This is a genomic window from Paractinoplanes abujensis (genome assembly GCF_014204895.1).
In the GTDB taxonomy this organism is placed as follows: Bacteria; Actinomycetota; Actinomycetes; order Mycobacteriales; family Micromonosporaceae; genus Actinoplanes; species Actinoplanes abujensis.
On sequence record NZ_JACHMF010000001.1, the window covers coordinates 2,798,076 to 2,820,893 of the forward strand.

The window sequence follows — 22,818 nt, forward strand, 5'->3', positions numbered from 1 at the left end:
GATTTTCCGACAACTCGCGGGCGCACCGTTGGGGGTGTTCCGGTCGAGCAACCCCGTGTGAGGACAATCCGTATGACGGTCACCAGCCTGGTCACCGCCGTCGCCGTCGGCGTCGCCCTGGGCGCCGCGGGCTGGGTCGTCCGGCGCGGGGTGCCGTTCTGGCTGCCCCCGGCGGCCGGGGTCGGCGCGGCCGTGTTCGCCACGACCGTCGCCCGGATCGCGGCCGACCTGCCCGCCGGGTTCAGCCTCACCGAGTTCGGCCTGCAGGTGTTCCTCGCCGCGGCCGCGGTCGCCGCCGTGGTGGCCACCGCCGACCGCCGTTCCCACCCCGATCGTCACTCCCCCGCGCACAAGGGAGGTCTGCGATGATTGCCGTCCGTCACGACGTCGCGGTCGTCACCCCGTCCCACGATCTCGTCGCCGAGTCCGGCGACCTGCTGCGGGAGGCCCTGGCCGTGGCCGTCCACGATCATCGGCACGTGATCGTCGACATGAGCGCGGCCCCGACGATCGACTCGTCCGGGCTGAGCGTGCTGGTGCGCGCGCACAACGACGCCAAGGCCCGCGGGGGCACCCTGAGCCTGGCGGCGCCCTCCCGGTACGTGGTGACGGTGCTGCACACGATGAAGCTGCACCCGGTCTTCCCCCTCTACCCCGACGTCGACGCGGCGCTACTCGTCCGGCAGCTCGAGGCGGAAACGGGCGCCCCCGCCGGGCCGGTCTAGCAACACGATCCGGCCGTCATGGGCCGCCGCGTGCTCGGCCACGATGGCCAGCCCGAGCCCGGTGCCGTCGCCGCCGCCCCGCGAGTTCGCGGCCGGCCCCCGCACGAACCGGTCGAAGATCGTCGAGCGGGACTCGGCCGGCACCCCCGGCCCGGCGTCGTCGACCTCGAGGAACCCGGGGCCGACACGGACGGCCACCGGCCCGCCCCCGTAGCGCACGGCGTTGTCGACCAGGTTGCCCAGCGCCTGCTCGACCCGGCGGCGGTCGACGTGCCAGTCCACCGGTGTGCCCGGCACCAGCTCGATCAGGTCGGCCGGCAACCCCCGGTCGCGCAGCACCCGCCCCGCCAGCAGCCCGATGTCGGCCGGCTCGCGGTGCACCGGCTGGTCACTGCGGGCCAGTTCGAGCAGGTCGTCGACCAGGGCCTGGAACCGGGCGACCTCGTCGGCGATCAGCCCCACGGCCGCCGCCGAGCGCTCGTCCAGGCCGTCACGGCGCCGGTTGAGCACACTGACCGCGGCGGCCAGGGTCTGCAGGGGTGAGCGCAGCTCGTGGCTGACGTCGGCGGCGAACCGGCGGTCGCGCCGCAGGCGCCGCGACAACTCGTCGGCCATGTGGTTGAAGGAGGCGGCGAGCCGGGCCAGCTCGGGTTCGGCGTCGGGGTCGAGCCGGGTGTCCAGGTCGCCGTCGGCGATGCCGCTGGCCGCCTCGGCCACGGCCGCCAGCGGGCGCAGGGCGTGCCGGGTGACGTACCAGCCGACCGCCGCGCCCCCGGCCGACACCATGATGGCCACGGCCGTCAGCACCAGCGCGAGCAGGTTCAAGGTGCGTTCCAGCTCGCCCAGTGACACGATCTCGTAGAACACCGACCCGCCCTGCACCGGCACGGCGACCACCAGGGCGGCCTCGCCGTCGCGGCGGATGCGCTGGGCGCCGGCCTGACCGGTCGCGGCCAGCTCCTGCAGCTTCTCCGGCACCGCGGAGTCGGCCGAGGCGCCCGCCGTGCGCGAATACCACTGGCCCTGCCGGAACAGCAGCACGTACCGGTCGGCCCCGATGTCCAGCGACTCCAGCAGATTGCCCACCTCGGGCTCGCTGCCGCCCAGACCCGCGTTGATCACCGTGGCGTCGAAGTAGGTGACCCGGACCGCCGCCCGCTCGCGCTCCCGGAACAGCGTGTTGCTGATCAGCTCGTACGACACGAACGTCACACCGGCCGACAGGGCCAGTGCGCCGATCGCGAACGCCGCGCTGACCCTGGTCCGCAGGCCGGCCCGTCTCACGGCTGCAGCTTGTAGCCCAGACCGCGCACGGTCACCAGGTGCCGCGGCCGTCCGGTGTTGTCCTCGATCTTGTGCCGGAGCCGGCCCACGTGCACGTCGACCAGGCGCTCGTCGCCGATCTCGTACTCCCAGACCCGGCTCAGCAGCTGCTGGCGCGAGAGCACCTGGCCGGGGTGCTCGGCCAGCTCGCACAGCAGCCGGAACTCCGTCCGGGTGACCGCGACCGGCTCGCCGTGCAGCCGCACCTCGCCCGCCTCGGGCCGGATCTCCAGGTCGCCGAAGGTCAGCACGGTCATGGCCGGGGTGGCGGCCTGCGCGGACCGCCCCCGCCGGCGCAGCGCCCGCAGCCGCGCCGCGAGCTCCTTCACGGCGACCGGCTTGACCACGTAGTCGTCGGCGCCCGCCTCGAGCCCGGCCACGATGTCGTGCGTGTCGTCGCGGGCGCTGACCACGATCACCGGAACGTCGTCGGTGCGGCGCAACTGCCGGATGCACTCGAAGCCGTCCATGCCGGGCAGCATCAGGTCGACCAGCACGGCGTCCGCGGGCTGCCGGCGCTGCAGCTCGAGCCCCTCCTCGGCGGTGGCCACGGCATGGGTCACATAGCCCTCGTCCTCCAGGGCCATGGCCAGCGAAAGCCGGATCCGGTCATCATCCTCGATCAGCAGCACGGCACTCATATCCGCATGATGCCGCGCCGGACCCCGGACGACACGGATGTGCTGCCAAACCCGGCTTTCGTCATCCAACCGTCACATCCCCGGAGGGCGTTCGCCATCGGCCCGCACCAGCATGGTGGCCGGGAACGAACCCTCCCCACAGGGTCCGCGCCCGGCCCGCCGGTTCGGTGGGCGGGGCGCGGGCTCCCCACGCCGGAGAGACCGTCGGCCGCCATCGAGGGCCTCTCCGGCCCCGCACGCCCGGCGTGGCCTGCTTGGATAGGACTCATGGAACCCTTCGCCGACCTGTCCGGCGTGGCCCGCATCGGTCTCGGCCTGGCCGCCGTGGGCCGCCCCGGCTACATCAACCTGGGCCGCGCGGCCGACCTGCCCGCCGACCGTTCCGTCGAAGCCATGCGTTCCCGCGCCCACGCCCTGCTCACCGACGCGTGGACGGCCGGCGTCCGCTACTTCGACGTGGCCCGCTCCTACGGCCGCGCCGAGGAGTTCCTGGCCTCGTGGCTGCCCGGCCGTTCCGGCGCGCTCGTGGGCAGCAAATGGGGCTACACCTACACCGCCGGCTGGTCCGTCACCGCCGACGTGCACGAGGTCAAAGATCACAGCGTCGCCACCTTCGACCACCAGATCTCCGAAACCCGCTCTCTGCTGGGCAACCACCTGGGCCTCTACCAGGTCCACTCGGTCACCCCCGACAGCCCCGCCCTCACCGACCGCGCGCTGCACCACCGCCTGGCCGCGCTGGACGTGCCCGTCGGCTTCTCCACCAGCGGCCCCCACCAGGCCGACACGATCCGCGCCGCCCTGGCGATCGAGGTCGACGGCGTACGGCTGTTCCGCAGCGTCCAGTCGACCTGGAACCTGCTGGAGACCAGCGCCGGCCCGGCCCTGACCGAGGCCCACGCCGCGGGCCTCACCGTCATCGTCAAGGAGGCCCTGGCCAACGGCCGCCTGGCCACGGTGAACACCGAGCTTCCGCACCCCCCGGACGCGGTCGCCCTGGCCGCGGCCCTGCACCAGCCCTTCTCCCCCGTCGTCCTGTCCGGCGCCGCCACCTCGGCCCAACTGGCCTCCAACCTGCGGGCCGCCCAGCTGTTACTGTCGCCGGCCCAGCTGGACCGCCTCACCGCCCTGGCCGAGCCGCCCGACCAGTACTGGAAGACCCGCTCGGGCCTGACGTGGTCCTAGACGGCTTCGGACTGGCGCGCGTCCGACCCGTCCTGAACTGAAAATCGTCTCTGAAGCTCCTCGAATGCCTGGGCGTCGGCCTCGCCGAAGGCATCACCCGACCGGCAATCCACATACTCCCGGAGCGCCACCACAACACGGGTTGCTTCGTCGTCTCCCATGGTCTCCAACGCGGTGAGCATCTCCGAAGGGCGCAGCTGCTCCCAGGCCAGCGATCCATAGCGCCGCAGGTCCCTGACAGCGGCGGCAAGCAGGCGCGGCGCGAAGGTTTGGTTCCGCACCATGGACGCCACCGCGAGGATGCTGGGGGCTTCCTCATCAGTCACCCGTTCAGCCAGGACGGTGAGCAAGCTGTCGACGTCGGGCGAATTCGCCGAGCGCGCGGACCGAGCGAGCTCGTACAGGAATTCAGGCCGGTCCCAGTTTTTCGCGCCTTCCAGCAGCGCGGGTTGCCGGCGGAGCAACTCCGGTCGGCGGAGGGCCAAAGCCGATATATGAGGTTGCATGAGAGGGATCAATTCAGGGACGAAGACCGCCTCCACGAGGCGGTGAAGCAGGCTGTCCGGGATCCGTAAATCATCGTCGACCAGCAGGCGCACCAGCAGAAAAGCGCTGTCCACCAGGGCGTTCTCGCCTGCGCCCTCAATGAGTTCGGCCAGCTTGACATACAAATTTTCGTCATAAGGCATAAGACGTTCGAGCAATGGCGTCGACCATCTCGCCGCCATGATACCGAGAACGCCCCGGTGAAATGCAATCTGGAATTCAGATGCGGCCTGGCTCGGATAGGAAGCAGGGGAGAGCATTTCTCCGGTGATCTGCACCACTTCCTGTCCACGGTCCCTGATCAGTCGTGCCTCCGACAAGGTGATCGAGTCGTGCTCGCTACCGATCATCACCCGGAAGCGATCGTCGTCGCGCACAAGGCACCCGAAAAGGCTGCGCTGCGCCTCCGCATCCAAGCCGGCCCGCCACAGCTTGACCGTCGACTCCAGGTTGGGCGAATCTGCCGGCTCCGACAATTCAGTCACAGTCAGACCGTCCGGCCGCGCGACAAGCACGGCCAGCAATACGAGATTTGCCGTGTAGGCCGCCAGACGGCTGACCGCGTCGAACGGCGTCGGACGATACGGGTCGTCCTGAACGGTCCTGCGAGCCTCGCGATACAGAGCGGTCAAGGCGTGGCGCAGGTCCTGCCGCACCCCGGGTTCGAGGTCGGCGATCAACTCCCCCACGAAGGGGATGATCTGCTCGCGAATCGTCAGTGGCTGGTGCGAGAGGAGCGCCCGCAGGACGCGGTCGTCCAGGGTGTATCCGTAGGCCCGGCCGCGCGACCGGCGCCAGTCCTCCGCCAGGTCGGCCAGCAGCGCGGCGGTCTGCTCGGCGATGAGGTATTCGCCGAAGGTGGCGTGCATGAATTCGTAAGTGCGGCGTCCCGGCCCGTGGGTCTCGTCGCCGGTGTGCGCGGTGTGGACGAAGAAGAAACTGGTGATCGTCCGCTGGGCCCACGTCACCGACCGGCTCGAGGCGGTGCCGGCGGGTCCACCGCCCTGCTCCAGCGCTTGCAGATCCGCCTGCAGGTCGGCCTCACCGATCCATTGGTGACCCCGGTTGAACATCGCGAAGGCCACGGTCGCCAGGTCGCGGCGGCTCTGTGTCTCGCGCGCGACGAGGATCTCCTCATCCACTTCGCCCTCGGCTTTTTCCCGGATCTGACGGCGGACGAAGGAGTCCAGGAGCCGTCCGTACAGGTCCTCGGTCGACAGTTGCTGGGCGTCGAGCCGCGCCTCGCCGGAGGCGGCATAGATGGCCAGCATCAGCAACAACAGGGGCTGCTCGGCCAGCTCGGAGTGACCTTCCAGTTCCTCGACGGTCAGCGGCCGCACGGTCGGCCGGCTCTCGTTGGCGGCGTTCCAGACCTCGACCCAGTGCTCGATCTGCCTGTCGTCGAACGGGTCCAGCTTGATGACCAGGGTGCCGTCAGGAACCGCCGTGCGGTCCATGACGAGGGTGCGGGAGGTGACGACCACGGCGACGGAGCGGCCGTTGATCCACTCCTGTTGCTGGAACCGGGCCGTGTGGTGCAGGTAGTTGGACTGGGTGACGCCGGTGGCCTGGATCAGTTCGTCGAAACCGTCGAGCATTACCACCTTCGTCGTGTCCGAGGCCCGGCAGAGGTCGGCCCACGGCAACCGTTCGTGGATGAGTTCCTCGGCTGCCGCTTCGACCTGCTGATGGATGTCGGCGTCCGGGTCGACCGCCCGCAGCGGCACGCGGAACGTGGTGAACACTTCCGCCGGCAGACGGGCAGCCAGCACCTTGGTGAGCAACGATTTCCCGGCGCCCGGGTTGCCCAGGATGACCAGCGGCCGCTCGGTGCTCGCCGGGTCGGTGAGATAGCCGGTCAGGAACCCGGCCAGGTCCTCGTGTTCTTCCTGCGACTCCCACCACTGCTCGTCGGCCGGCTGGGATTTGTCGTCGACAACGGCCAGCCGGAATCGGGGGCTGACGAAGCCCTGCTCGACGGTCGGGAAGGTGATGTCCCTGCTCTCCGCCTGCCAAATGGGCCGCCGGAGCACTTCGGCCGCGTGGTTGGCGAGCCGCTGTTCCGCCTCGGTGGCCGGTGTCGGCGCGTCCACGACGCGCCGCAGCGTCTCGGACAGGTCGGCGAGCGTCTGGTTCTGGTCCCGGATCTCCGCCCGGGTCGCCGCGTGTTCGTCGAGCTGGCTCCAGATGGCGAACTCCGGAACGTCTGCCGCCAGGCGCGTGTACCGCTCGCGGTAGATCTCGAGAGCTCGGTCCACGGCGCTGGCCTCGAGGCCCTCCATGCCCCGTCCGGCGGCGAGCTGCGAGACGAAGCCGCCGAAAGCCTTGGCCAGCCCCCGCATGGAGGCCTCGACTTCGGGCACGTTCTCGGCGAAGCCGCGGGTCGCGCCGGGCATGGGTGCGACCTGGCCCTCGCGGAGCTGGGCGCGCAGCCCGACCGTGTCGCCGATGCGGCGTTTCTCGTCGTCGGTCAGCTCCAAGGCGGCGAAGCGATCACCGTGCTTCTCGGCGAGCGCGTCGAAGAAGGATGAGAGGACGAGCAGCCCGTGCGCAGATTCCAGCAGCTGGAGGTGACTCTTGCCGCGTTCGGCGCGGATCCGGGCCGGCGCCCGGCCCACCAGGTCACGCAGGAGGTTGTTGGCCTCACCTTTGGCGTCGAAGAGGCCGAGCACCGCGTCGGGGGCGAACGGGGCGGCGGCCAGGAGCAGCCCTCCCCCGGCACGTCCGGCGATCGTCACGGCGTCGGCCCCGCCGAGCAGGAGGCGGACGGCTTCCACATACGACACTCTGGTTCGGGCCACCCCCACAAGGTAGCGACATCGACGCGGACGCCTGGGAGGTCTTCACTCGATCGGCGCCAAGGTCCGCCTGTTGCGGAAGGTGAGCAGGGCGACGCCGGCGCAGGCGCCGAGCAGGGCGCCGGCTGTGTTGTGGACGACGTCGACGGGATCGCCACCGCGGCCGATGAAGGCCTGCCAGGCCTCGATCAGGAAGCTGAGCGAAGCGGCCGCGGTCACGATCAGGGCCGGACGTCGCCACAGCAGCGCCGCGAGGGTGGCGGGTGGGGCGAACAGGCCGATGTTGGCCAGTTTCTCGGGGCTGCTCGCGAAGCCGTGCAGCAGGTCGGCCGGGTGGGCGAAGGCCCGCAGATACACCTCGATGCCGTCGAGCGAGTAGTACGGCGTCCGCGTCGTCGTGGTTGCGGCCAGCACCGCGCCCACCAGGACGATGAGCGCGGTGCCGAACGGGCCCCGGCCGAGCAGGCGGCCGAGTGGCCAGGCGAGCAGGACGGTGAGGCCCAGGACGGCCAGCAGTCCGGGCTGGGCGACGACGTTCCCGATGATCCCCGCGTCCAGCATGACGCCGAGCTTAAGGGACGGTGACTAGCGGAGACGGTTCATGGCGCTCTGGGCGAGCCCGTTGGCCAGGGTCGGATCGCCGGCCCCGAGGCGGGAGTCGGCGACCATGATGACCACGACGTGGCGGCCCACCGCCGCCGCCACGTAGGCGACCCAGCGGTCGCCCTGGTCGTAGTTGCCGGTGAACAGCACCGTGTCCGGTCCGAGGTGGTCCTCGGCGACCGGGTCGTAACCGTTGTCGCCGCCGCCGGCACCGCAGTCGGTCAGCTGGGCCTTCAGGTCGGCGAGGTACCGCTGGGCGCCGTCACCCCGGAAGCGGGTCACGTTCTGGTAGACGCGGTACCGGGTGTCGTAGTCGGCGGCCTGGGCCCGGCTCGCCACCGGCCGCGGGATCGGCCGGTCCGCGCAGGGCTGGGGCAGCAGCGACCACGCCAAGCCCGCCTCGACGGGGCCCGGCACCGCGCCGCCCAGCTCGGCCGGTTGCAGCATGAACCGGTCGGGGATCCCCCGGGGGCCCGCCACGGCCGGTCCGGTGGCGGCCAGCAGGGCCACCACCGTCGAAATCATTGCGATCAATATGCGTCTCATGCCGCACATCATTACTGCCACCCGCAACTGTCGTACGGGATCGTTTGGGAACGTCTCGCGGGGTGGGCGGGCGGCAGAGAGTGATGTCGACAGCCGACAACCGGGAACCGGGGGGAACAATGAAGAGAGTGCTGGCAGTCACGGTGGCGATGACCACGATCGCCGTGGGGATGCTGCCGGGTGTCGCGCAGGCGGCCCGGCCTTCGTGGGTGAGTTCGGGCCTCAGCGGCGTCGAAGCCAAGGGGCAGTACAGCCGGACCGGCAACAGTGTGCATTTCTACGGCAATGTGAAGGACACCGCCGGCGACGACAAAGCGGTCAAGATCATCGTGCGTTTCAGCGGTGAGTGCTGCGCCCACGCCATCACGAACAAGAAGGGCGTGGGAAAGAGCGTCCCGGTCGACCTGAGCTCCACCAAGGCGGCCCATCTGGAAGTCAAGGAATGCAAGGGTGGCGGCATTCGCCTGTGGACCTGCGGCGACTACAAGCGGATCTACTAATTCCGCGCGGGCGCCAGGGCGGCGAGTTGCTCCTGGACCGCGCCGGCTTCCGGGGCACCGAGCTCGGTGTACAGCGTGACCGCGAGCTGCAGGTGCCGCCGGGCCGCCGGGGCGTCGCCGAGGGTTCGGTAGGCGTGGCCGAGCCCCGCCTGAGCTCGGGCCTGCTGGTCCACGTCACCGATCTCGGTCGCCGCGGCGAGCGCGGACACGTGCCGGTCCACCGCCTCGTGGGGTTGCCGGTCGGTGGCGATCTCGCCCATGCCGTTGAGCGCCCACGCCTCACCTTGCCGGTCACCGGCGCGCCGGAAGAGGATGAGGGCCTGCTCGTGCTCCCCCAGGGCGCGCTGAGGGCAGCCGCGGCGCGTGTGCAGCATCGCCATGGTCTCTCGCACCCAGGCGATGCCCTCGGAATCGGCCAGCCGATGATGGTGCTCAAGAGCCGCCGTCAGGTGGGCTTCCGCATCGTCGTACCGGCCGAGTTGGATCTCCGTGTCGCCGATGTTGTTCAGCATGGCGGCCTCGCCCAGCTGGTAGCCGATGCGGCGGTAGAGGGCCAAGGCCTCGACGAAACGCTCCATCGCCCTCTCGTAGTTGCCGAGCCGGGACTCGACGACGCCGAGATTCGCCAGCGCGCGGCCTTCGCCTCGGGGGTCGCCGGCCCGCCGGAAGACTGTCAGGGCCCGCTGCAGATGTTCGCCCGCGGACCGGTACCGGCCGAGCTGACCGAGGAAGTTGCCCAGGTTGGCCAATGCCTCGGCCTGCCCGGCGAGGTCGTTCATGCGCTGGGCGGCACGCAGGGCGTGCCGGTGCACGGTGAGGCCGTCATCCGGGTGCGTGTTGAGGTAGCGCGCCAGCGTGCCGGCCAGTTCTGTCACGTACGTCAGGCGGCCGGCCGCCACGGCGTGCGCGGCCAGCGCCACCAGGGCCGGACGCTCGGCGTCGAGCCAGGCCAGCGCGGTGTCCGCACCGGACACGTCGGGCACGTGGACACCCGGCACGTCAACCCGCGGACGCAGCTCCGCGTACGCCGGGTGCAGCGCGTCCATGGCGGTTGACGCCGCAGCCAGGTAGTAGTCACCCAACCGGTCGGACGCGGCCCGCAGGACCGACGGCGGTTCCTCGTCCTCAGCCTGGTTCGCCGCGAAGGTGCGGACCAGGTCGTGCAGTGTGTATCGGCCGCCACCGGCCGGCACGACCAGGTGTTCGGCGTGCAGCGCCTCGAGCAGGCCGGACGCTGCGCCGGGAGTGGTGTCGAGCAGCGCCGCCGCGGCATGGGCGTCGAACTCCGCACCCGGATGCAGCGCGCACCGCCGGAGCAGGCTGCGCTGCTGCTCGGGAAGATCCTGGTAGGACAGGTCGAACGCCACTTCCAGACCGGCGTTCATGCGCTGCCCCGCGTGCTGGCGATCGAGCCGGTCGGCGTGATCGGTCAAGGTCCAGGCGCCGGTGGCCGTGCGGACATGCCCGGCGACCAACGCGAGGGCTAGCGGCAGCAGACCGCACCGCTCGGCGATCCGGGCGGCTGCCTGCGGGTCGGGGCCGGCCGGCACGTCGGGGGCGGCCCGGGTCAGATACGCGACGGCTTCTTCCGTGCTGTACGACCCCAGAGTCAGGTGGACGGCGGCCGGCACGGCGATCCGGCGCCGGCTGGTGATCAGCGTCGTCGTGTCCGAACCGGCCGGGAGCAGCGACCCCACTTGATCGAGATCGACGGCGTTGTCCAGCACGACCAGGGCCCGCCGCCCGGCCAGCCGCGCGCGGAACAGGGCCGTCCTCGCCTCACGCTCGTACGGGATGCGCTGCGCAGGAACGGCCAGCAACCGGAGGAACCCGTCGAGGACCGCCGACGGGTCGACCGGTGGCTGCGCCGGATCGGGGTGGAAGCCGCGCAGATCGGCGAAGAACACCTGATCGAACGGCCGCTCGGTGTGCAGAAGATGCCCGGCGTGCACGGCCAGCCGCGTCTTGCCGACCCCGGCCATCCCCTCGATCGTCACGACCACCGCCGCCCCGCGGCGAGGCTCAAGCGTCTCCCGCAGCCGGGCCAGCTCGCCGGCCCGCCCGGTGAACCCGGTCAGGTCGTCCGGCAGATGGTCCCGGCAGCGCACCTGACCCGCGGCGGCCACCTCGGCCAGCACCACCCCGAGCACCTGGTGCCACTGCGCCACGTATCCCGCGTCGTCGTGCAGGGCCCGCACCACGGCCAGCACGAGGTCGTTGTTGACGCGGCGGCGCCCGTCGTGGAAGCAGTCCACCACGGTTCCGCGCCGGGCCAGCTCCCCGGGCGGCCGCCCGGCGGCCGTCCAGGCCGCGTTGACCCGCTTGGTGATCTCGTCGAACGACGGATTACCCGCGCTCACCTTCAACGCCCGCAACGCCGCGGCCAGGTCGTCAAGGTCGCGTGCGCCGCTCGGATCGGGCACAGCCGCATCGCTCGCCATCATTCCCCCCGGCGGAAGACTGCGGCCGATGCTAGTAACCCAGCGCACCCCGGAGGAGGCCTTAGACGAACCGTCTGTGCGGCACCCGGGTGCTGGCTGTCACTGTGGCCGCCAGGCGGCCGGAGAAGCGGGTCCACCAGCGCGGGTCCAGGCCGGAGGCGGTTGGGGCGACTATCTGACGGAAAATGCCGTCGGCGGCCGGGGCGGGCAGGGTGACCTCCCGGGCCGCCCACGCCTGCAAGGCGTCGTCCAGATTCATGGCTGCTCCAGGTCGTCGTAGATGGTCAGGGCCGCAGCCAGGGTGCGGCGGGCCAGGGACAGGCGGTAGCGGACCGTGCCGGCCGGGACGCCCAGCGCGGTGGCTATCTCCGCGCTGGTCAGCCCGCCGGCCGCGGCCAGGGTGAGGGTGACCCGTTGCTGTTCGGGCAGGCGTTTGATGGCTTCGGCCACGACGGCGACCCGTTCCGCGGCGATCACGGAGGTGCTCGCCGGCTCGGCCACGTCCGGCGGCTCGGGGCGAACAGCGGCGGCCCGCGTCCGGGTCTGCCGGTGCTCGTCGATCGAGAGGTTGCGCGCGACAGTGAACAGCCAGGCCCGCTGCCCGTCGGCGGAGAGCCCGGTCAGCTGCGGGAAACGGCGCCACGCCCGCAGGAAGGTCTCCTGCATGAGGTCGGCGGCCTGCCAGCGGTCGCCGGTGCGCGCGGTGAAATAGGCGTGGACGGCGTCGCGGTGCGCGTCGTAGATCCGGCGGAACTCACCCTCGCGGTCCATCAGCGACCCGGATCTCGCCGTACAGGTCGGTGGCCAGCACCTGGACGGCCGGCACGGCCGCGGACGGCGCGTGCACGTCGCCCAGCACGACCATGTCGGTCACGCTCTCCCGCAGCAGGCCGGGCGTGACCCCGGCGCCGAGTGTCAGGTCGCCCAGCACGATCAGGCTGACCGGGTGGTCGAGCAGGCGGAAGTAGTCCGGGCCGAGCTCGGTGTCGTCGTAGAACACCCGGGGGTCGCCGGAGCGGTACCAGATCAGCTGACCCTGGGCCTCCATCCGGGTCTCGAGCTCGGCCTGAGCCGCCTCGGGGGCGATGATCTGGCCGGCCGCGAAGATCTGGCCGTAGCCGACGGACCCCACCTCGCCGGTGATGATGATCTGCCCCGCCACGATCAGGATGTCGGTCGCCTCGCCGGCCGGGTTGGCCAGCGCGGCCCCGGTCAGCCGGACCTGGCCGCTGAGCATCTTGACGTACGGCCCGGACTGGCCCTCCTGGTAGCGGTAGTAGGTGACCGTCCCGGCGCCGCCGCCGAGCACCCGGCCCAGCGCCGCCTCGCTGCCCCGCGGCGCGAACACCGAGCCGACGACGCTGATCCGGCCCGGCAGCTCGCCGGTGACCAGGCCGGTGACGACCAGGACGCCGACCACGACGAGCATCTCGCCGGCCGCCCCGATGCCGTCCCCGCCGACCACCAGCGGCCCCACGTGCACTCTGACCTTCAGGCCGTCCGGCACGAAGATGGTGGCCCCCACCTCCGAGACCGGGATTCCCGCGTACGCCCCGGCCAGCGCCTCGGGTAGGACGACCGCGCCGACCGCGCTGATCCGGCTGATCGCGGCCAGCTGGTCGGGGCTGGTCAGGTGGCTCAGGTCGAGGACCGCCCGCTCCTCGACGACACCCCGCTCCTCCGTCACCGCGTCACCCCCGCCACGTCGCGCCCGGCCTCCGGCCACAAGCGCCGCGCCCCGGCCATCAGCCACTGTGCCAGCACGATACGGGGCCGGCCCACCGGAGGCTTCTCGTCGCGGGGCGAGCGCGGCCGGAGCGCGGCTTCGCGCTGCAACTCCTTCATCCGCACCGTCGCGAGCAGATACACATCCATCATCTGTCTCACTCCTCTCACCCTGTACTACGGATGAGGGTGCGAAGTGTTGGGTCCGGCGTGGCGAGGGTCTGTCTCGTGACTGAGGCGGGGCTGCGGCGACCTCAGTCACGAGAGAGACCCTAGCGGCGGCTCCGGTAGCCCAGCACGGCCGCGCCCGCGGCGGCGCCCAGGGCGGCTCCGGTCAGCGCCACGCGGTGCATCGAGGCCCAGGACCAGCCGTCGCGCGACTTGGCCTCGGCGTCGAACATGCCGTGGGCGCCGCGGTCGGCGGTGTCGTCCTTGGGCTCGAAGACGTTGCTGCCGTGGCGGGGTCCGGGCTGGTCGGTGAGCTGGCCCTGCACGACCTTGCGGGCCAGGTACCAGTCGAGGAAGCCGGGCGCGATCCGGTTGCCCAGGATGGTCTTGGCCGTGGAGAAGCCGACCCACATCGTGCGGCGCGGGTGGTCGGCCAGGAAACGTACGGCGCGGGCGGCCACCTCGGGCTGGAAGATCGGCGGCACCGGCTGGGGGTGCTGGTCGTAGTCGCTGGCGTTCCAGTCGAACTGCACCGTGTTGAGGCCGGGCAGCTGCAGCATGCTGATCCGCACGTTGCTGCCGGTGTGCTTGAGCTCGGCGATCACGCTCTCGGTGAAGCCCTTGACCGCGTGCTTGGCCCCGCAGTAGGCCGACTGCAGCGGGATGCCGCGGAACGACAACGCGCTGCCGATCTGCACGATCACGCCGCGGTCGCGGGGGCGCATGTGCTCCAGGGCGGCCCGGGTGCCGTGCACCTGGCCCAGATAGGTCACGTCGGTGATCCGGCGGTATTCGTCCTCGGGGATCTCCCAGAAGTAGCGCAGGTCGCCCGAGAACGCGTCGTTGACCCACAGGTCGATCGGTCCCAGTTCCTGCTCGACGCGGGTGGCGGCCCGGCGCACCTGGTCGAGGCGGGCCACGTCGGTCTCGATGCCCAGGGCCCGCCCGCCCGCGGCCGCCACGTCGTCGGTGGCCGCGTCCAGCCCGGCGTGGCCGCGGGCCAGCACCGCCACATCCCAGCCGTTCCCGGCCAGCTCACGGACCACGGCCCGGCCCACTCCGGCGGTTCCCCCGGTCACCACGGCAATTCGGCGCTCTGTCACGAGATCACCGTTTACCCAGCCGGGCGGACCTCATTCGTCCGGGTCAGGACGGGGACCCGGCGCAGGTGAAGGGCGAGGTAGCCACCGGCCGACACGAACAGGGCGGACAGCAGCACCACGGCGGGCCACGCGCCCGCCGACCACGCGACGCCGGCCAGGCTGCCCAGCACCGACGACCCGGCGTAGTAGGCGAACAGGTAGAACGACGCCGCCTGGGCCGGGGCGACGCCGGCGGCGTGGGCCCGCACCGGGACCCAGCCGCTGGCTACGCCGTGGACGCAGAAGAACCCGGCGGTCATCACGGCCAGCCCAGTCACCACGACGGGCAGCGCACCGGCCAGGGTGAGCAGCAGACCGGCCGCGGTCAGCAGGCAGCCGAACGGCATGACGGCGCGGCGCCCGTACCGGTCGGCCAGCCGCCCGGAGAACGTCGAGCTGAGCGAGCCGACCGGGTACACCAGGAAGACGGCCCCGGCCGCCCCCACGCCCAGGCCGAAGTCGGCGGTCAGGCGGAAACCCATGGCGTTGCAGACGGCCATGAAGGCGCCCATCGAACAGGCCCCGATCGCGTACAGGCTCAGCAGCGCGGGGTCGGTGAGCGCCCGGCGGCTGACGAATGTGGGCGGGCTCGGCACGAAGTTGCGCGAGCGGGGCAGCAGCACGGCGGCGAGCGCGGCGCAGAGCAGCCCGAGCACGGCGACAGCCGCCAGGGCAACCCGCCACCCGTACGCGTCCGACAGCGCGCCGGTGACGAGGCGCCCGGACATGCCGCCGAGCGCGGTGCCGCCGATGTAGAGACCGGCCACGCGGGCCTGGACGCCGGGATCGAGTTCCTCACGCAGGTAGGCGGTGGCCACGGCGGGCAGCCCGGCCAGCGCGACACCCTGCAGCAAGCGCAGGACGAGCAGGGCAGGCCAGCCGGGCGCGGCCGCGCAGGCCAGGCCGACCAGCGCCGACAAGGTCAAGGACAGGTGAATCAGACGCGTACGGCCGATCCGCTCGGACAACGACCCGGTGATCAGCAGCGTGGCGCCGAGGCCGATCGTGGCCGCGGACAGCGACCACGAGCTTTGCGCCGGGGTGACGTCGAAGGCGGTCGCCAGCTCGGGCAGCAGCGCCTGCGTGCTGTAGAGGGCGGCGAAGGTGGCCACGCCCGCCGCGAACAGGGCCAGGCAGACCCGGCGGTAGCCCGCCTCCCCGGCCCGATATCCGGTTTCCATGCGGCCCACTGTTCGCCGCGCTGAGCCATGCGTCCAATGAATAGAAATCATCGAACGGATACGGCCAACGTATGATGCGGGTCGTGCAGATCGAGGATCTCCGGGCCCTGCTGGCGCTGGGTGAGCACGAACACGTCACCGAGGCGGCGGCCGCGCTCGGCACGACTCAGCCCACGTTGTCCCGGCTGCTGGCCCGGGTGGAGGGCGAACTGGGGGCGCGGCTGTTCGAGCGCGACGCCCGCGGCGCGCATCCCAACCCGTACGGGGAAATGGTTTTGACCGCGGCCCGTGACATCGTCGGTCGTCACGATCGGCTGCGGCGTGACCTCGCGGGGCTGCTCGACCCCGAATCGGGCACCGTCCGGCTCGCGTTCCTCGACTCGATGGCGACGTCCCTGGTGCCGAAAATCCTGCGCGCCGTACGGCGGCAGGCCCCGCACCTGCGCGTCGAGCTACGGCAGGAGCCGGCCCACGAGATCATGCGCGACGTCGACTCCGGCACGGCCGAGCTGGCTCTGGTGTCCCCGCAACCCGAAGGTCCGTACGGGTGGCTGCCCCTGCAGCGGCAAGGCCTGTCACTGATCGTGCCCCCAGGCCACCGCCTGGCTGCTCGCCGTCGCGCCCGGCTGGCCGACGTCGCCGGCCAGGATCTGATCACCGTTCCGGCCGGTTTCGGGTTCCGCCGGCTGGTCGACGACCTGTTCGCGGCGGCCGGCGTGACCGTGCGCATCGTGCTCGAGATCGGCGACCTGGCCACGGTCGAGGGGCTGGTCGGGGCGGGCCTGGGGGTGGCGGTGGTCCCCGACCAGTTCGTCGGCGCCACCGGCACGCACGGCCTGCCCGTCACGGCCCCCGGCGCCGAGCGTGTCGTCGGCCTGACCTGGCGCTCGGACCGGCGGCTGACGCCCGGCGCCGACCGCTTCCGGGCGCTGGTCGACCAGTCAGGCCCGTTCTAGCCGAGGAGGGCGTGGGCCACGGCGCGGCCGGAAAGCCAGGCGGTCTGGACCCGCGGACGACCGAACGCGTCACCGCAGAGCCAGACCCGGCCGTCCACGGCGTACGGGTCGTCGCCGCCCTCGGGCTGGGCGAAAGCCCAGCGGTGCACGTGCACCTCGGGCTGGGCGGAGAGGCCGAGCACCTCGCCCACGGCCCCGGCCAGGATCGGCCCGGCGGCCTCCGGAGCGTCGAGGTAGCGGCCGGCCAGCTCCGGGGTCGAGTGGGCGACCAGAACCGGGGCGCCGTCGCCCCGCCGGTCACCGTCGTCGCAGATCGTGGCGAGCACGGGATGGTCGTTGACGAAGGCGCCCCGCAGATCGTTCCATTCGCGCACCGGGTAGCGGAGGACGGCTGCGATCACCGCACGCCAGGCCTGCGCCTTCGCGGCCGCGGCGATCCCCGGCGGCGGGGCCAGTCGCAGAGCCTGAGGGCCGGGCATGGCGAGCACCACCGCGTCGGCGTCCGCCGGCACCGCGTCGAGCGGGGCCGACAGGCGCACGTCGAGCCCGGCGGCGAGGTCGGCCGCCAGCGAGCGCAGACCGCCGGGAGCCGCCCAGCGGACCGGGCCGGTGGCGTCGCGGCCGCCCGGGTAGACCCGGAAGGTGTCGGTCCACGGCCGGGCCAGGCCGGTGGTCTCCCACCCGGCGACCTGCGCGGCGAAATCCGGGTCGTCGGCGACCAGGTACGCGGCCCCGATATCGGCGTACCGGCCGTCGTAGCGCTTGCTGGCCAGCCGGCCGCCCACGACCCGGCCCCGCTCGACGACGCGCACGCGGGCTCCGCCGTCCGCCAACGCGCGCGCACACGACAGCCCGGCGATCCCTGCACCGACCACGACAACGTCCATGATCAAGATTCTACCGAGCACCCGGCAGATCGCTGTTTTCCTGAGCGCGGCGCCGGGCGTCCCGTCGGGGCCCCCGCGCCACGAGTTTCCGTGCGCCGGTCGAGCAGCCGACCCCGGCCCAGGTCTGTCTCGCGACCGAGGCGGGGCTGCGGCAGTCGGCCGCGATCGCGACGTGGTCGAGCTGCCGGCAGCGCCTGCGCCGACCACTATGGACGCACGTGTCAACCCCGGCCCGGACGGTGTTCCAAGGTGCGGACGTCGCGGCTCGTCAGCATGCCCGCCACGGCCAGCACGATCACGCCCGCGGCGATCAGCAGCGCCGTCCGGGCGCCCAGGGCGTGCGCGGCGGGGCCCGCGACGACCTGGCCGATCGGGATGGCGACGAGCGAGCCGAGCATGTCGTACGAGTAGACCCGGGCCAGTTTGCCGGCCGGCACGTACTCCTGCATCGTCGTCTCCCACGCGATGCCGAACTGGTCGAACGCCACCCCGCCGGCGAACGCGCACACCATCAGCACCCACAGCGCCGGGGCCAGGCCCAGCCCGGCCGGCAGCAGCGCCTGGCCGCCCACCGCGACGACGCCGAAGGCCAGCAGCCGGCGCACGTTCAGCCGGATGGCCAGCAGCGCACCGGCGATCATGCCCGCGGTCTGGGCGGCCAGCACGAAGCCCCACGCGCGGCGGCCGATGGTGTCGTCGGCGACCACCGGGCCCAGCACGCCGATGGCGGCCGCCCAGGCCGCGTTGAGGAACATGAAGCCGAGCACCACCACCCACAGCCACGTGCGGGAGGTGAACTCGCTCCAGCCGTCGCGCAGCCCGGCCAGCACACTCGGTTTCCGTACGGAGAGAACCGGCACTCTGATGAGGGCGAAACACAGGCCGCTGAGCGCGAACGAGACCGCGTCGGCGGCCAGTCCCCAGCCGGGGCCGACCGTGGCGACCAGGATGCCGCCGGCCGGGGCGCCGAGGATCATCGCGGTGTTGCCGCCGATCCGGTTGATCGCGTTGGCCTGCTTGCGGATGGCCTCGGGCACGGTCTGCGGCAGCAGCGCGGAGACGGCGGGCCAGGCCAGCGCCCAGGCCAGGCCGTTGACCGCCGACAACACCATCAGCACGGGCACGGTGGCCGTGCCGGTCAGCACGGTGGCGGCCACCGCGGCCTGGGTGAGCGCGGCGACGACGCTCGAGCCGACCATCACCAGGTGGCGTGGCAACCGGTCGGCGATCACCCCGCCCAGCAGCAGGAACACGACGTTGGTGAGTGAGCGGGCGCCGACCACCAGGCCGAGGTCACCGGCCGAGCCGGTCAGGTCGAGCACGGCGAAGGCCAGCGCGATCGGGGCGACGGCGTTGCCCAGCATCGAGATCATGCGGCCCGCGGCGAGCAGGCGGAACGGCCCGTAGCGCAGCGGAGCGAGGGGACCGGACTCGGCGACGGGGCGTGCGACCATCAGAGCATGAAGGTACATGAACGCATCGATGGACGTCTGCGTAGCTTCATCGAGGCGCAGCCGATGTTCTTCGTGGCCACCGCGCCCACCGGGCCGGGCGGGCACGTCAACGTCTCACCCAAGGGCATGTCCGGCACGTTCCTGGTGCTCGACGAGCTGCGGGTCGCCTACCTCGACTATCACGGCAGCGGCGCCGAGACGATGGCCCACCTGCGGGAGAACGGGCGCATCACGATCATGTTCTGCTCGTTCCAGGGCGCGCCCAACATCGTCCGGCTGCACGGCCGGGGACGGTCGGTGCCGCTCACCGACCCCGAGTTCCCCGACCTGCTCGGCCTGTTCCCGGAGCCGCCCGACACCCACGGCGTACGGTCGGTCATCGACATCGCGGTCGAGCGGGTGAGCGACTCCTGCGGCTATTCGGTGCCGCTCATGTCGTACGAGGGTGACCGCGACGTGCTGCTGCGCTGGACCGAGCGCCGCTCCGACGCCGACCTGGCCGACTATCGCCGTAAGAAGAACGAGACCAGCATCGACGGGCTGCCCGCGTTCAACTCAGCAACCTGATCACGGCGGCCGGGCAGCGGCCGATCGCCTGCTCGACGGCCGCGCGTTCGGTCTCCGGCGGCGACTCGTCGAGCAGCACCACGACCGCGTCGTCGGGGTCCTGGTCGAAGACGGCGGGTGCGGTCAGCGCGCAGTTCCCGGCGCCGATGCACCAGTCCCGCTCCAGGGCGACCTTCACGACCACCTCACCGGCAGCTCGACCGGCCCCCGTACGACGGAGTCCTTCTTCCACTCCAGCTGCTCCAACGGCACGGCCGGGTGCAGCGCGGGAACCCGCCGGGCCAGCGCCCGCAGCACCGCGGTCAGCTCCAGGCGGGCGATCTGCTGGCCCACGCACGCGTGCGCGCCGTGCCCGAAACCCAGGTGCGGGCCGGGCTTGCGGGCCACGTCGAAGGTGTCGCCGTCGGCGTGCAGCCCCGGATCCCGGTTGCCCGACTGCAGGGCCACCACCACGTAGTCACCGGCCCGGATCGGCTGCCCGTGCACCTGCGTGTCCTCGACCGCCTGACGCAGCAGCCCGGTGCCCGCGGCCAGATAGCGCACCAGCTCCTCGGTCGCGGTCACGGCCAGGCCGGGCTCGGCGCACAACCGTTCCCACTGCCCCGGGGTGTTCCAGAGACAGACCAGCCCGTACGTGATCATGGACGCTGTGGTGTCGAACCCGGCGATCAGCAGAGCACCGTTCATGGCGGTCAGTTCGGCGTCGGTCAGCGGGCGGTCGCTGTCCGCGCTCAGCTCGATCATGCGGCTGAGCACGTCGTCACCGGGCCGGGCACGGCGCGTGGCGATCAGTTCGTACAGGTAGCGCCACAGCGGCTCCAGCGCGGTCCGCAACTCGCCCGGCTTGGTGGAGGTTGTGAACAACGCCGTGGCCGCGTCGTGCAGCAGGTGATGGCGGTCGGGCGGCACGCCGATCAGCTCGGCGATCACGGCGGTGGTGATCGCGGTGGAGAACTGGCTGTGCAGCAGGTACGGCTGCGGCGACGCGAGCATCCGGGTGATCGCCTCGTCGGTGATCCGCTCGACCATCGGCCGCAGCTCGGCCAGCCGGCGCGCGTGCGACACCTGCGGTGCGAAGTTCCGCCGGATCCGGATGTGCTCGGGGCCGTCGGTCTGGGCGAAGCTGCCCTCGACCGGTTCGCCGTCACCCGCCCCGAACCCGCTCAGCACGTGGGCGGCCTGACCCGGCCGGGTCGAGAAGCGGCGGCCGTCGCCGAGCACCTCGCGCACGCCCGCGTAGTCGGAGACCAGCCACGCGTCGATGCCGGTCGGGCAGGCCACCCGCACGACTTGCGGCCCCTTGCGCAACTCGGCGTACACGGGCGGCGGATCGAACGGCCGCACTTCTTCCTCGGGCACCGGCAGCAACATCCCCGTCGACCTCCACTATCAGTAGCCGGCCCCAGACTTTACGCTACTTCGACCAAGGTCGATATGTGTCGCCAATGCCGTGCCGGCGGAGCGGTCGCGGTATTGTTTGGCCTTGCGCACCCGGATCATCGCCGCCATCGCCCTCGGTGGCATCATCGGCGCCTGCGCGCGGTACGGCGCGAGCCTGCTGTGGCCCACCCCGGCCGGCGGCTTCCCCTGGACGACGTTCTGGGTCAACGTGACCGGCTGCGCCGCCATGGGCGTCCTCATGGTCGTCGCCACCGAGATCCTGACCCCGCACCCGCTGGTCCGCCCGTTCCTGGGCACCGGCGTCCTCGGCGGCTACACGACCTTCTCGACCTACATCGTCGACGCCCAGCAGTTGCTGGACGCGGGCCGGCTCGTCACCGCACTGCTCTACCTGGTCGCCACCCTCGTCACCGCGCTGCTCGCCACACAGGCCGCGGCCGCCCTGACCCGCCGCGTCGCGGTGCGCCGATGAGCTGGCTCATGGTCGCCCTGGGCGCAGGGGTCGGCGCACCCCTGCGCTACCTGGTCGACCGGGCCGTGCAATCGCGGCACGACATCGGCTTCCCCTGGGGCACCTTCACCGTCAACATCGCCGCGTGCGCCGTACTGGGCCTGCTCACAGGCGCGTCCACCGCCGTCCCCGGCACCCTCGCGCACCTCATCGGGCCCGGCCTGTGCGGCGCCCTCAGCACCTACTCGACCTTCTCGTACGAGACCGTGCACCTGGCCCGTACGGGAGCCAAGGTTCTCGCCCTGACCAACGCGATCGTCAGCGTCGTCGCAGGCCTGATCGCGGCCGTCGCCGGCCAGGCTCTGACCGCCTGAGGCAGCGTCTGCTGGTATCTCCACGTCACGACGACCGTCCACGCCGTCGTCTCCTCGGCCGACCTCCACGGCGGCCCCCGGGGCGACCGCGTCGAGAACAACCCGATCGAGTTCTGCCCTCGCCGGGGTGCGGTCGATCGCACCCCGGCGACCGTTTGCTCAGGCGGCCAGCAGCTCCAGCGTGTCGATCACGCGGTTGGAGAAGCCCCACTCGTTGTCGTACCAGGCGACCACCTTCACATGCCGGCCGTCGACCCGGGTCAGCGCGGAGTCGAAGATGGACGACGCCGGGTTCCCCACGATGTCCGACGACACCAGCGCGTCCTCCGAGTACTCCAGGATCCCCGCCAACGGCCCGGAAGCCGCCGTCCGGTAGGCCTGCAGCACCTCCTCGCGGGTCACGTCCCGCGACACCACCGTGTTGAGCTCCACGATCGAGCCCACCGGCACCGGCACCCGGATCGAGTCGCCCGACAGTTTGCCTTCGAGCTGCGGCAGCACCAGGCCGATCGCCTTGGCCGCTCCCGTGGTGGTGGGCACGATGTTCACCGCGGCCGCCCGGGCCCGGCGCGGGTCGCGGTGCGGGCCGTCCTGCAGGTTCTGCTCCTGCGTGTAGGCGTGGACCGTGGTCATGAAGCCGTGTTCGATGCCGGCCAGCTCGTCCAGCACCTTGGCCAGCGGGGCCAGCGCGTTGGTGGTGCACGACGCGTTCGACACGACGGTGTGCGCCTGGGGGTCGTACGCGGAGGTGTTGACCCCCGGCGCCAGCGTCACGTCGGCCCCGGCCGAGGGCGCGCCGACCAGCACCTTGCGCGCACCGGCGTCGATGTGGGCGCGGGCCGCCGAGGCGGCAGTGAAACGCCCGGTCGCCTCGAGCACGATGTCGACCCCCAGCGCGGCCCACGGCAGCCGGGCCGGGTCCTTCTCGGCGAGCACGGCGATCGGCTGCCCGTCCACGACGAGCCCGTCGGCGGAGGCGGTGACCGGTCGGCCGAGCCGCCCCGAGGTCGTGTCGAAGGCGAGGAGCCGGGCCAGCGCGGCCGGCTCGGCGAGGTCGTTGACGGCCACCACTTCGAGCTTGCTGTCGCGTTCGAGCAGGGCGCGCAGCACGTTGCGTCCGATCCGGCCGAATCCGTTGATGGCGATGCGTGTCATGCCTCCAGCCTGAACAACGCCGGGCACCGGAAACAGTGGCCGCCACGCC

The 22,818-nt window shown here is 71.9% G+C and carries 25 protein-coding genes; 8 read left to right on the plus strand and 17 right to left on the minus strand.

All coding sequences use genetic code 11. The features are described from left to right. Window positions 1–72: 72 nt before the first annotated feature. On the plus strand, window positions 73–369 hold the full coding sequence (locus tag BKA14_RS12560) for a GlsB/YeaQ/YmgE family stress response membrane protein (protein ID WP_184951098.1): 297 nt from the start codon (window positions 73–75) through the stop codon (window positions 367–369). After that, window positions 366–725, plus strand: a complete 360-nt coding sequence (locus BKA14_RS12565) for an STAS domain-containing protein (RefSeq protein WP_184951099.1) — start codon at window positions 366–368, stop codon at window positions 723–725. The genes BKA14_RS12560 and BKA14_RS12565 overlap by 4 nt, the downstream gene beginning before the upstream one ends. On the opposite strand, the gene BKA14_RS12570 is transcribed toward BKA14_RS12565, so the two are convergent. Then, entirely contained in the window at window positions 672–2,009 is a 1,338-nt protein-coding gene (locus BKA14_RS12570) for a sensor histidine kinase (protein WP_184951100.1), read from the minus strand. The two genes, BKA14_RS12565 and BKA14_RS12570, sit on opposite strands and share 54 nt — an antisense overlap. Beyond that, window positions 2,006–2,689 (minus strand): response regulator transcription factor, encoded by a 684-nt coding sequence (locus tag BKA14_RS12575; RefSeq protein ID WP_184951101.1) that lies wholly within the window; start codon window positions 2,687–2,689, stop codon window positions 2,006–2,008. Before BKA14_RS12575 ends, BKA14_RS12570 begins: the two co-directional genes overlap by 4 nt. A 267-nt stretch (window positions 2,690–2,956) precedes the next feature. Here BKA14_RS12575 and BKA14_RS12580 point away from each other — a divergent pair, with 267 nt between their 5' ends. Continuing rightward, window positions 2,957–3,874 (plus strand): aldo/keto reductase, encoded by a 918-nt coding sequence (locus BKA14_RS12580; RefSeq protein ID WP_184951102.1) that lies wholly within the window; start codon window positions 2,957–2,959, stop codon window positions 3,872–3,874. Here BKA14_RS12580 and BKA14_RS12585 read toward each other — a convergent pair. From BKA14_RS12585 to BKA14_RS12595, 3 genes are read right to left on the minus strand one after another with little or no spacing between them, the layout of a single operon-like run. Beyond that, the gene (locus BKA14_RS12585; RefSeq protein WP_438861883.1) at window positions 3,871–7,227 is read right to left on the minus strand and encodes an NACHT domain-containing protein; all 3,357 of its coding nucleotides are present in this window, start codon (window positions 7,225–7,227) and stop codon (window positions 3,871–3,873) included. The two genes, BKA14_RS12580 and BKA14_RS12585, sit on opposite strands and share 4 nt — an antisense overlap. Before the next feature lie 36 nt (window positions 7,228–7,263). Next, complete coding sequence (locus tag BKA14_RS12590; protein ID WP_184951104.1) at window positions 7,264–7,779, minus strand: VanZ family protein; 516 nt, start codon at window positions 7,777–7,779, stop codon at window positions 7,264–7,266. A gap of 24 nt (window positions 7,780–7,803) precedes the next feature. Further along, complete coding sequence (locus tag BKA14_RS12595; RefSeq protein ID WP_184951105.1) at window positions 7,804–8,367, minus strand: hypothetical protein; 564 nt, start codon at window positions 8,365–8,367, stop codon at window positions 7,804–7,806. A 128-nt stretch (window positions 8,368–8,495) separates the two neighbouring features. On the opposite strand from BKA14_RS12595, the gene BKA14_RS12600 reads away from it, so the two are divergent. After that, window positions 8,496–8,867, plus strand: coding sequence for a hypothetical protein (locus BKA14_RS12600; RefSeq protein ID WP_184951106.1), 372 nt, complete (start codon window positions 8,496–8,498; stop codon window positions 8,865–8,867). Here BKA14_RS12600 and BKA14_RS12605 read toward each other — a convergent pair. The 7 genes from BKA14_RS12605 to BKA14_RS12635 form a co-directional block, all read right to left on the minus strand. Next, window positions 8,864–11,290: a tetratricopeptide repeat protein gene (locus BKA14_RS12605; RefSeq protein WP_239093550.1), complete on the minus strand. Its 2,427-nt coding sequence runs from the start codon at window positions 11,288–11,290 to the stop codon at window positions 8,864–8,866. The genes BKA14_RS12600 and BKA14_RS12605 overlap by 4 nt on opposite strands. A gap of 79 nt (window positions 11,291–11,369) precedes the next feature. Beyond that, the gene (locus tag BKA14_RS12610; protein ID WP_184951108.1) at window positions 11,370–11,567 is read right to left on the minus strand and encodes a hypothetical protein; all 198 of its coding nucleotides are present in this window, start codon (window positions 11,565–11,567) and stop codon (window positions 11,370–11,372) included. Beyond that, the gene (locus BKA14_RS12615) at window positions 11,564–12,079 is read right to left on the minus strand and encodes an RNA polymerase sigma factor (protein WP_184951109.1); all 516 of its coding nucleotides are present in this window, start codon (window positions 12,077–12,079) and stop codon (window positions 11,564–11,566) included. The genes BKA14_RS12610 and BKA14_RS12615 overlap by 4 nt, the downstream gene beginning before the upstream one ends. Beyond that, entirely contained in the window at window positions 12,063–12,995 is a 933-nt protein-coding gene (locus tag BKA14_RS12620) for a hypothetical protein (protein WP_184951110.1), read from the minus strand. The genes BKA14_RS12615 and BKA14_RS12620 overlap by 17 nt, the downstream gene beginning before the upstream one ends. Then, a complete protein-coding gene (locus BKA14_RS12625) occupies window positions 12,992–13,195 on the minus strand; it encodes a hypothetical protein (RefSeq protein ID WP_184951111.1) in 204 nt (67 codons plus the stop codon). The genes BKA14_RS12620 and BKA14_RS12625 overlap by 4 nt, the downstream gene beginning before the upstream one ends. 110 nt (window positions 13,196–13,305) lie before the next feature. Continuing rightward, window positions 13,306–14,304, minus strand: coding sequence for an SDR family oxidoreductase (locus tag BKA14_RS12630; RefSeq protein WP_184951112.1), 999 nt, complete (start codon window positions 14,302–14,304; stop codon window positions 13,306–13,308). A gap of 11 nt (window positions 14,305–14,315) precedes the next feature. Then, window positions 14,316–15,524, minus strand: coding sequence for an MFS transporter (locus tag BKA14_RS12635; protein ID WP_184951113.1), 1,209 nt, complete (start codon window positions 15,522–15,524; stop codon window positions 14,316–14,318). An 83-nt stretch (window positions 15,525–15,607) separates the two neighbouring features. Between BKA14_RS12635 and BKA14_RS12640 the strand changes: the two genes are divergently transcribed. After that, window positions 15,608–16,480 carry a LysR family transcriptional regulator gene (locus BKA14_RS12640; RefSeq protein ID WP_184951114.1) on the plus strand — a complete coding sequence of 291 codons (873 nt, stop codon included), beginning with the start codon at window positions 15,608–15,610 and terminating at the stop codon, window positions 16,478–16,480. Here BKA14_RS12640 and BKA14_RS12645 read toward each other — a convergent pair. Together BKA14_RS12645 and BKA14_RS12650 are read right to left on the minus strand one after the other, a co-directional pair. Then, window positions 16,477–17,367 carry an NAD(P)/FAD-dependent oxidoreductase gene (locus tag BKA14_RS12645; RefSeq protein ID WP_184951115.1) on the minus strand — a complete coding sequence of 297 codons (891 nt, stop codon included), beginning with the start codon at window positions 17,365–17,367 and terminating at the stop codon, window positions 16,477–16,479. The two genes, BKA14_RS12640 and BKA14_RS12645, sit on opposite strands and share 4 nt — an antisense overlap. A 221-nt stretch (window positions 17,368–17,588) precedes the next feature. Further along, the gene (locus tag BKA14_RS12650; protein WP_184951116.1) at window positions 17,589–18,821 is read right to left on the minus strand and encodes an MFS transporter; all 1,233 of its coding nucleotides are present in this window, start codon (window positions 18,819–18,821) and stop codon (window positions 17,589–17,591) included. Window positions 18,822–18,827: 6 nt separating this feature from the next. Between BKA14_RS12650 and BKA14_RS12655 the strand changes: the two genes are divergently transcribed. Further along, on the plus strand, window positions 18,828–19,388 hold the full coding sequence (locus BKA14_RS12655) for a pyridoxamine 5'-phosphate oxidase family protein (RefSeq protein WP_184951117.1): 561 nt from the start codon (window positions 18,828–18,830) through the stop codon (window positions 19,386–19,388). Here the strand turns inward: BKA14_RS12655 and BKA14_RS12660 are convergent. After that, window positions 19,372–19,566 carry a ferredoxin gene (locus tag BKA14_RS12660; RefSeq protein WP_184951118.1) on the minus strand — a complete coding sequence of 65 codons (195 nt, stop codon included), beginning with the start codon at window positions 19,564–19,566 and terminating at the stop codon, window positions 19,372–19,374. The genes BKA14_RS12655 and BKA14_RS12660 overlap by 17 nt on opposite strands. Then, complete coding sequence (locus tag BKA14_RS12665; protein WP_184951119.1) at window positions 19,563–20,759, minus strand: cytochrome P450; 1,197 nt, start codon at window positions 20,757–20,759, stop codon at window positions 19,563–19,565. The genes BKA14_RS12660 and BKA14_RS12665 overlap by 4 nt, the downstream gene beginning before the upstream one ends. A 112-nt stretch (window positions 20,760–20,871) precedes the next feature. Here BKA14_RS12665 and crcB (BKA14_RS12670) point away from each other — a divergent pair, with 112 nt between their 5' ends. Both crcB (BKA14_RS12670) and crcB (BKA14_RS12675) read left to right on the plus strand, forming a co-directional pair. Then, window positions 20,872–21,261, plus strand: a complete 390-nt coding sequence (gene crcB / locus BKA14_RS12670; protein WP_239093548.1) for a fluoride efflux transporter CrcB — start codon at window positions 20,872–20,874, stop codon at window positions 21,259–21,261. Beyond that, window positions 21,258–21,614 (plus strand): fluoride efflux transporter CrcB, encoded by a 357-nt coding sequence (gene crcB / locus BKA14_RS12675; RefSeq protein ID WP_184951120.1) that lies wholly within the window; start codon window positions 21,258–21,260, stop codon window positions 21,612–21,614. The genes crcB (BKA14_RS12670) and crcB (BKA14_RS12675) overlap by 4 nt, the downstream gene beginning before the upstream one ends. Before the next feature lie 159 nt (window positions 21,615–21,773). On the opposite strand, the gene gap is transcribed toward crcB (BKA14_RS12675), so the two are convergent. Continuing rightward, window positions 21,774–22,769, minus strand: coding sequence for a type I glyceraldehyde-3-phosphate dehydrogenase (gene gap / locus BKA14_RS12680; RefSeq protein ID WP_184951121.1), 996 nt, complete (start codon window positions 22,767–22,769; stop codon window positions 21,774–21,776). Window positions 22,770–22,818: the final 49 nt, after the last annotated feature.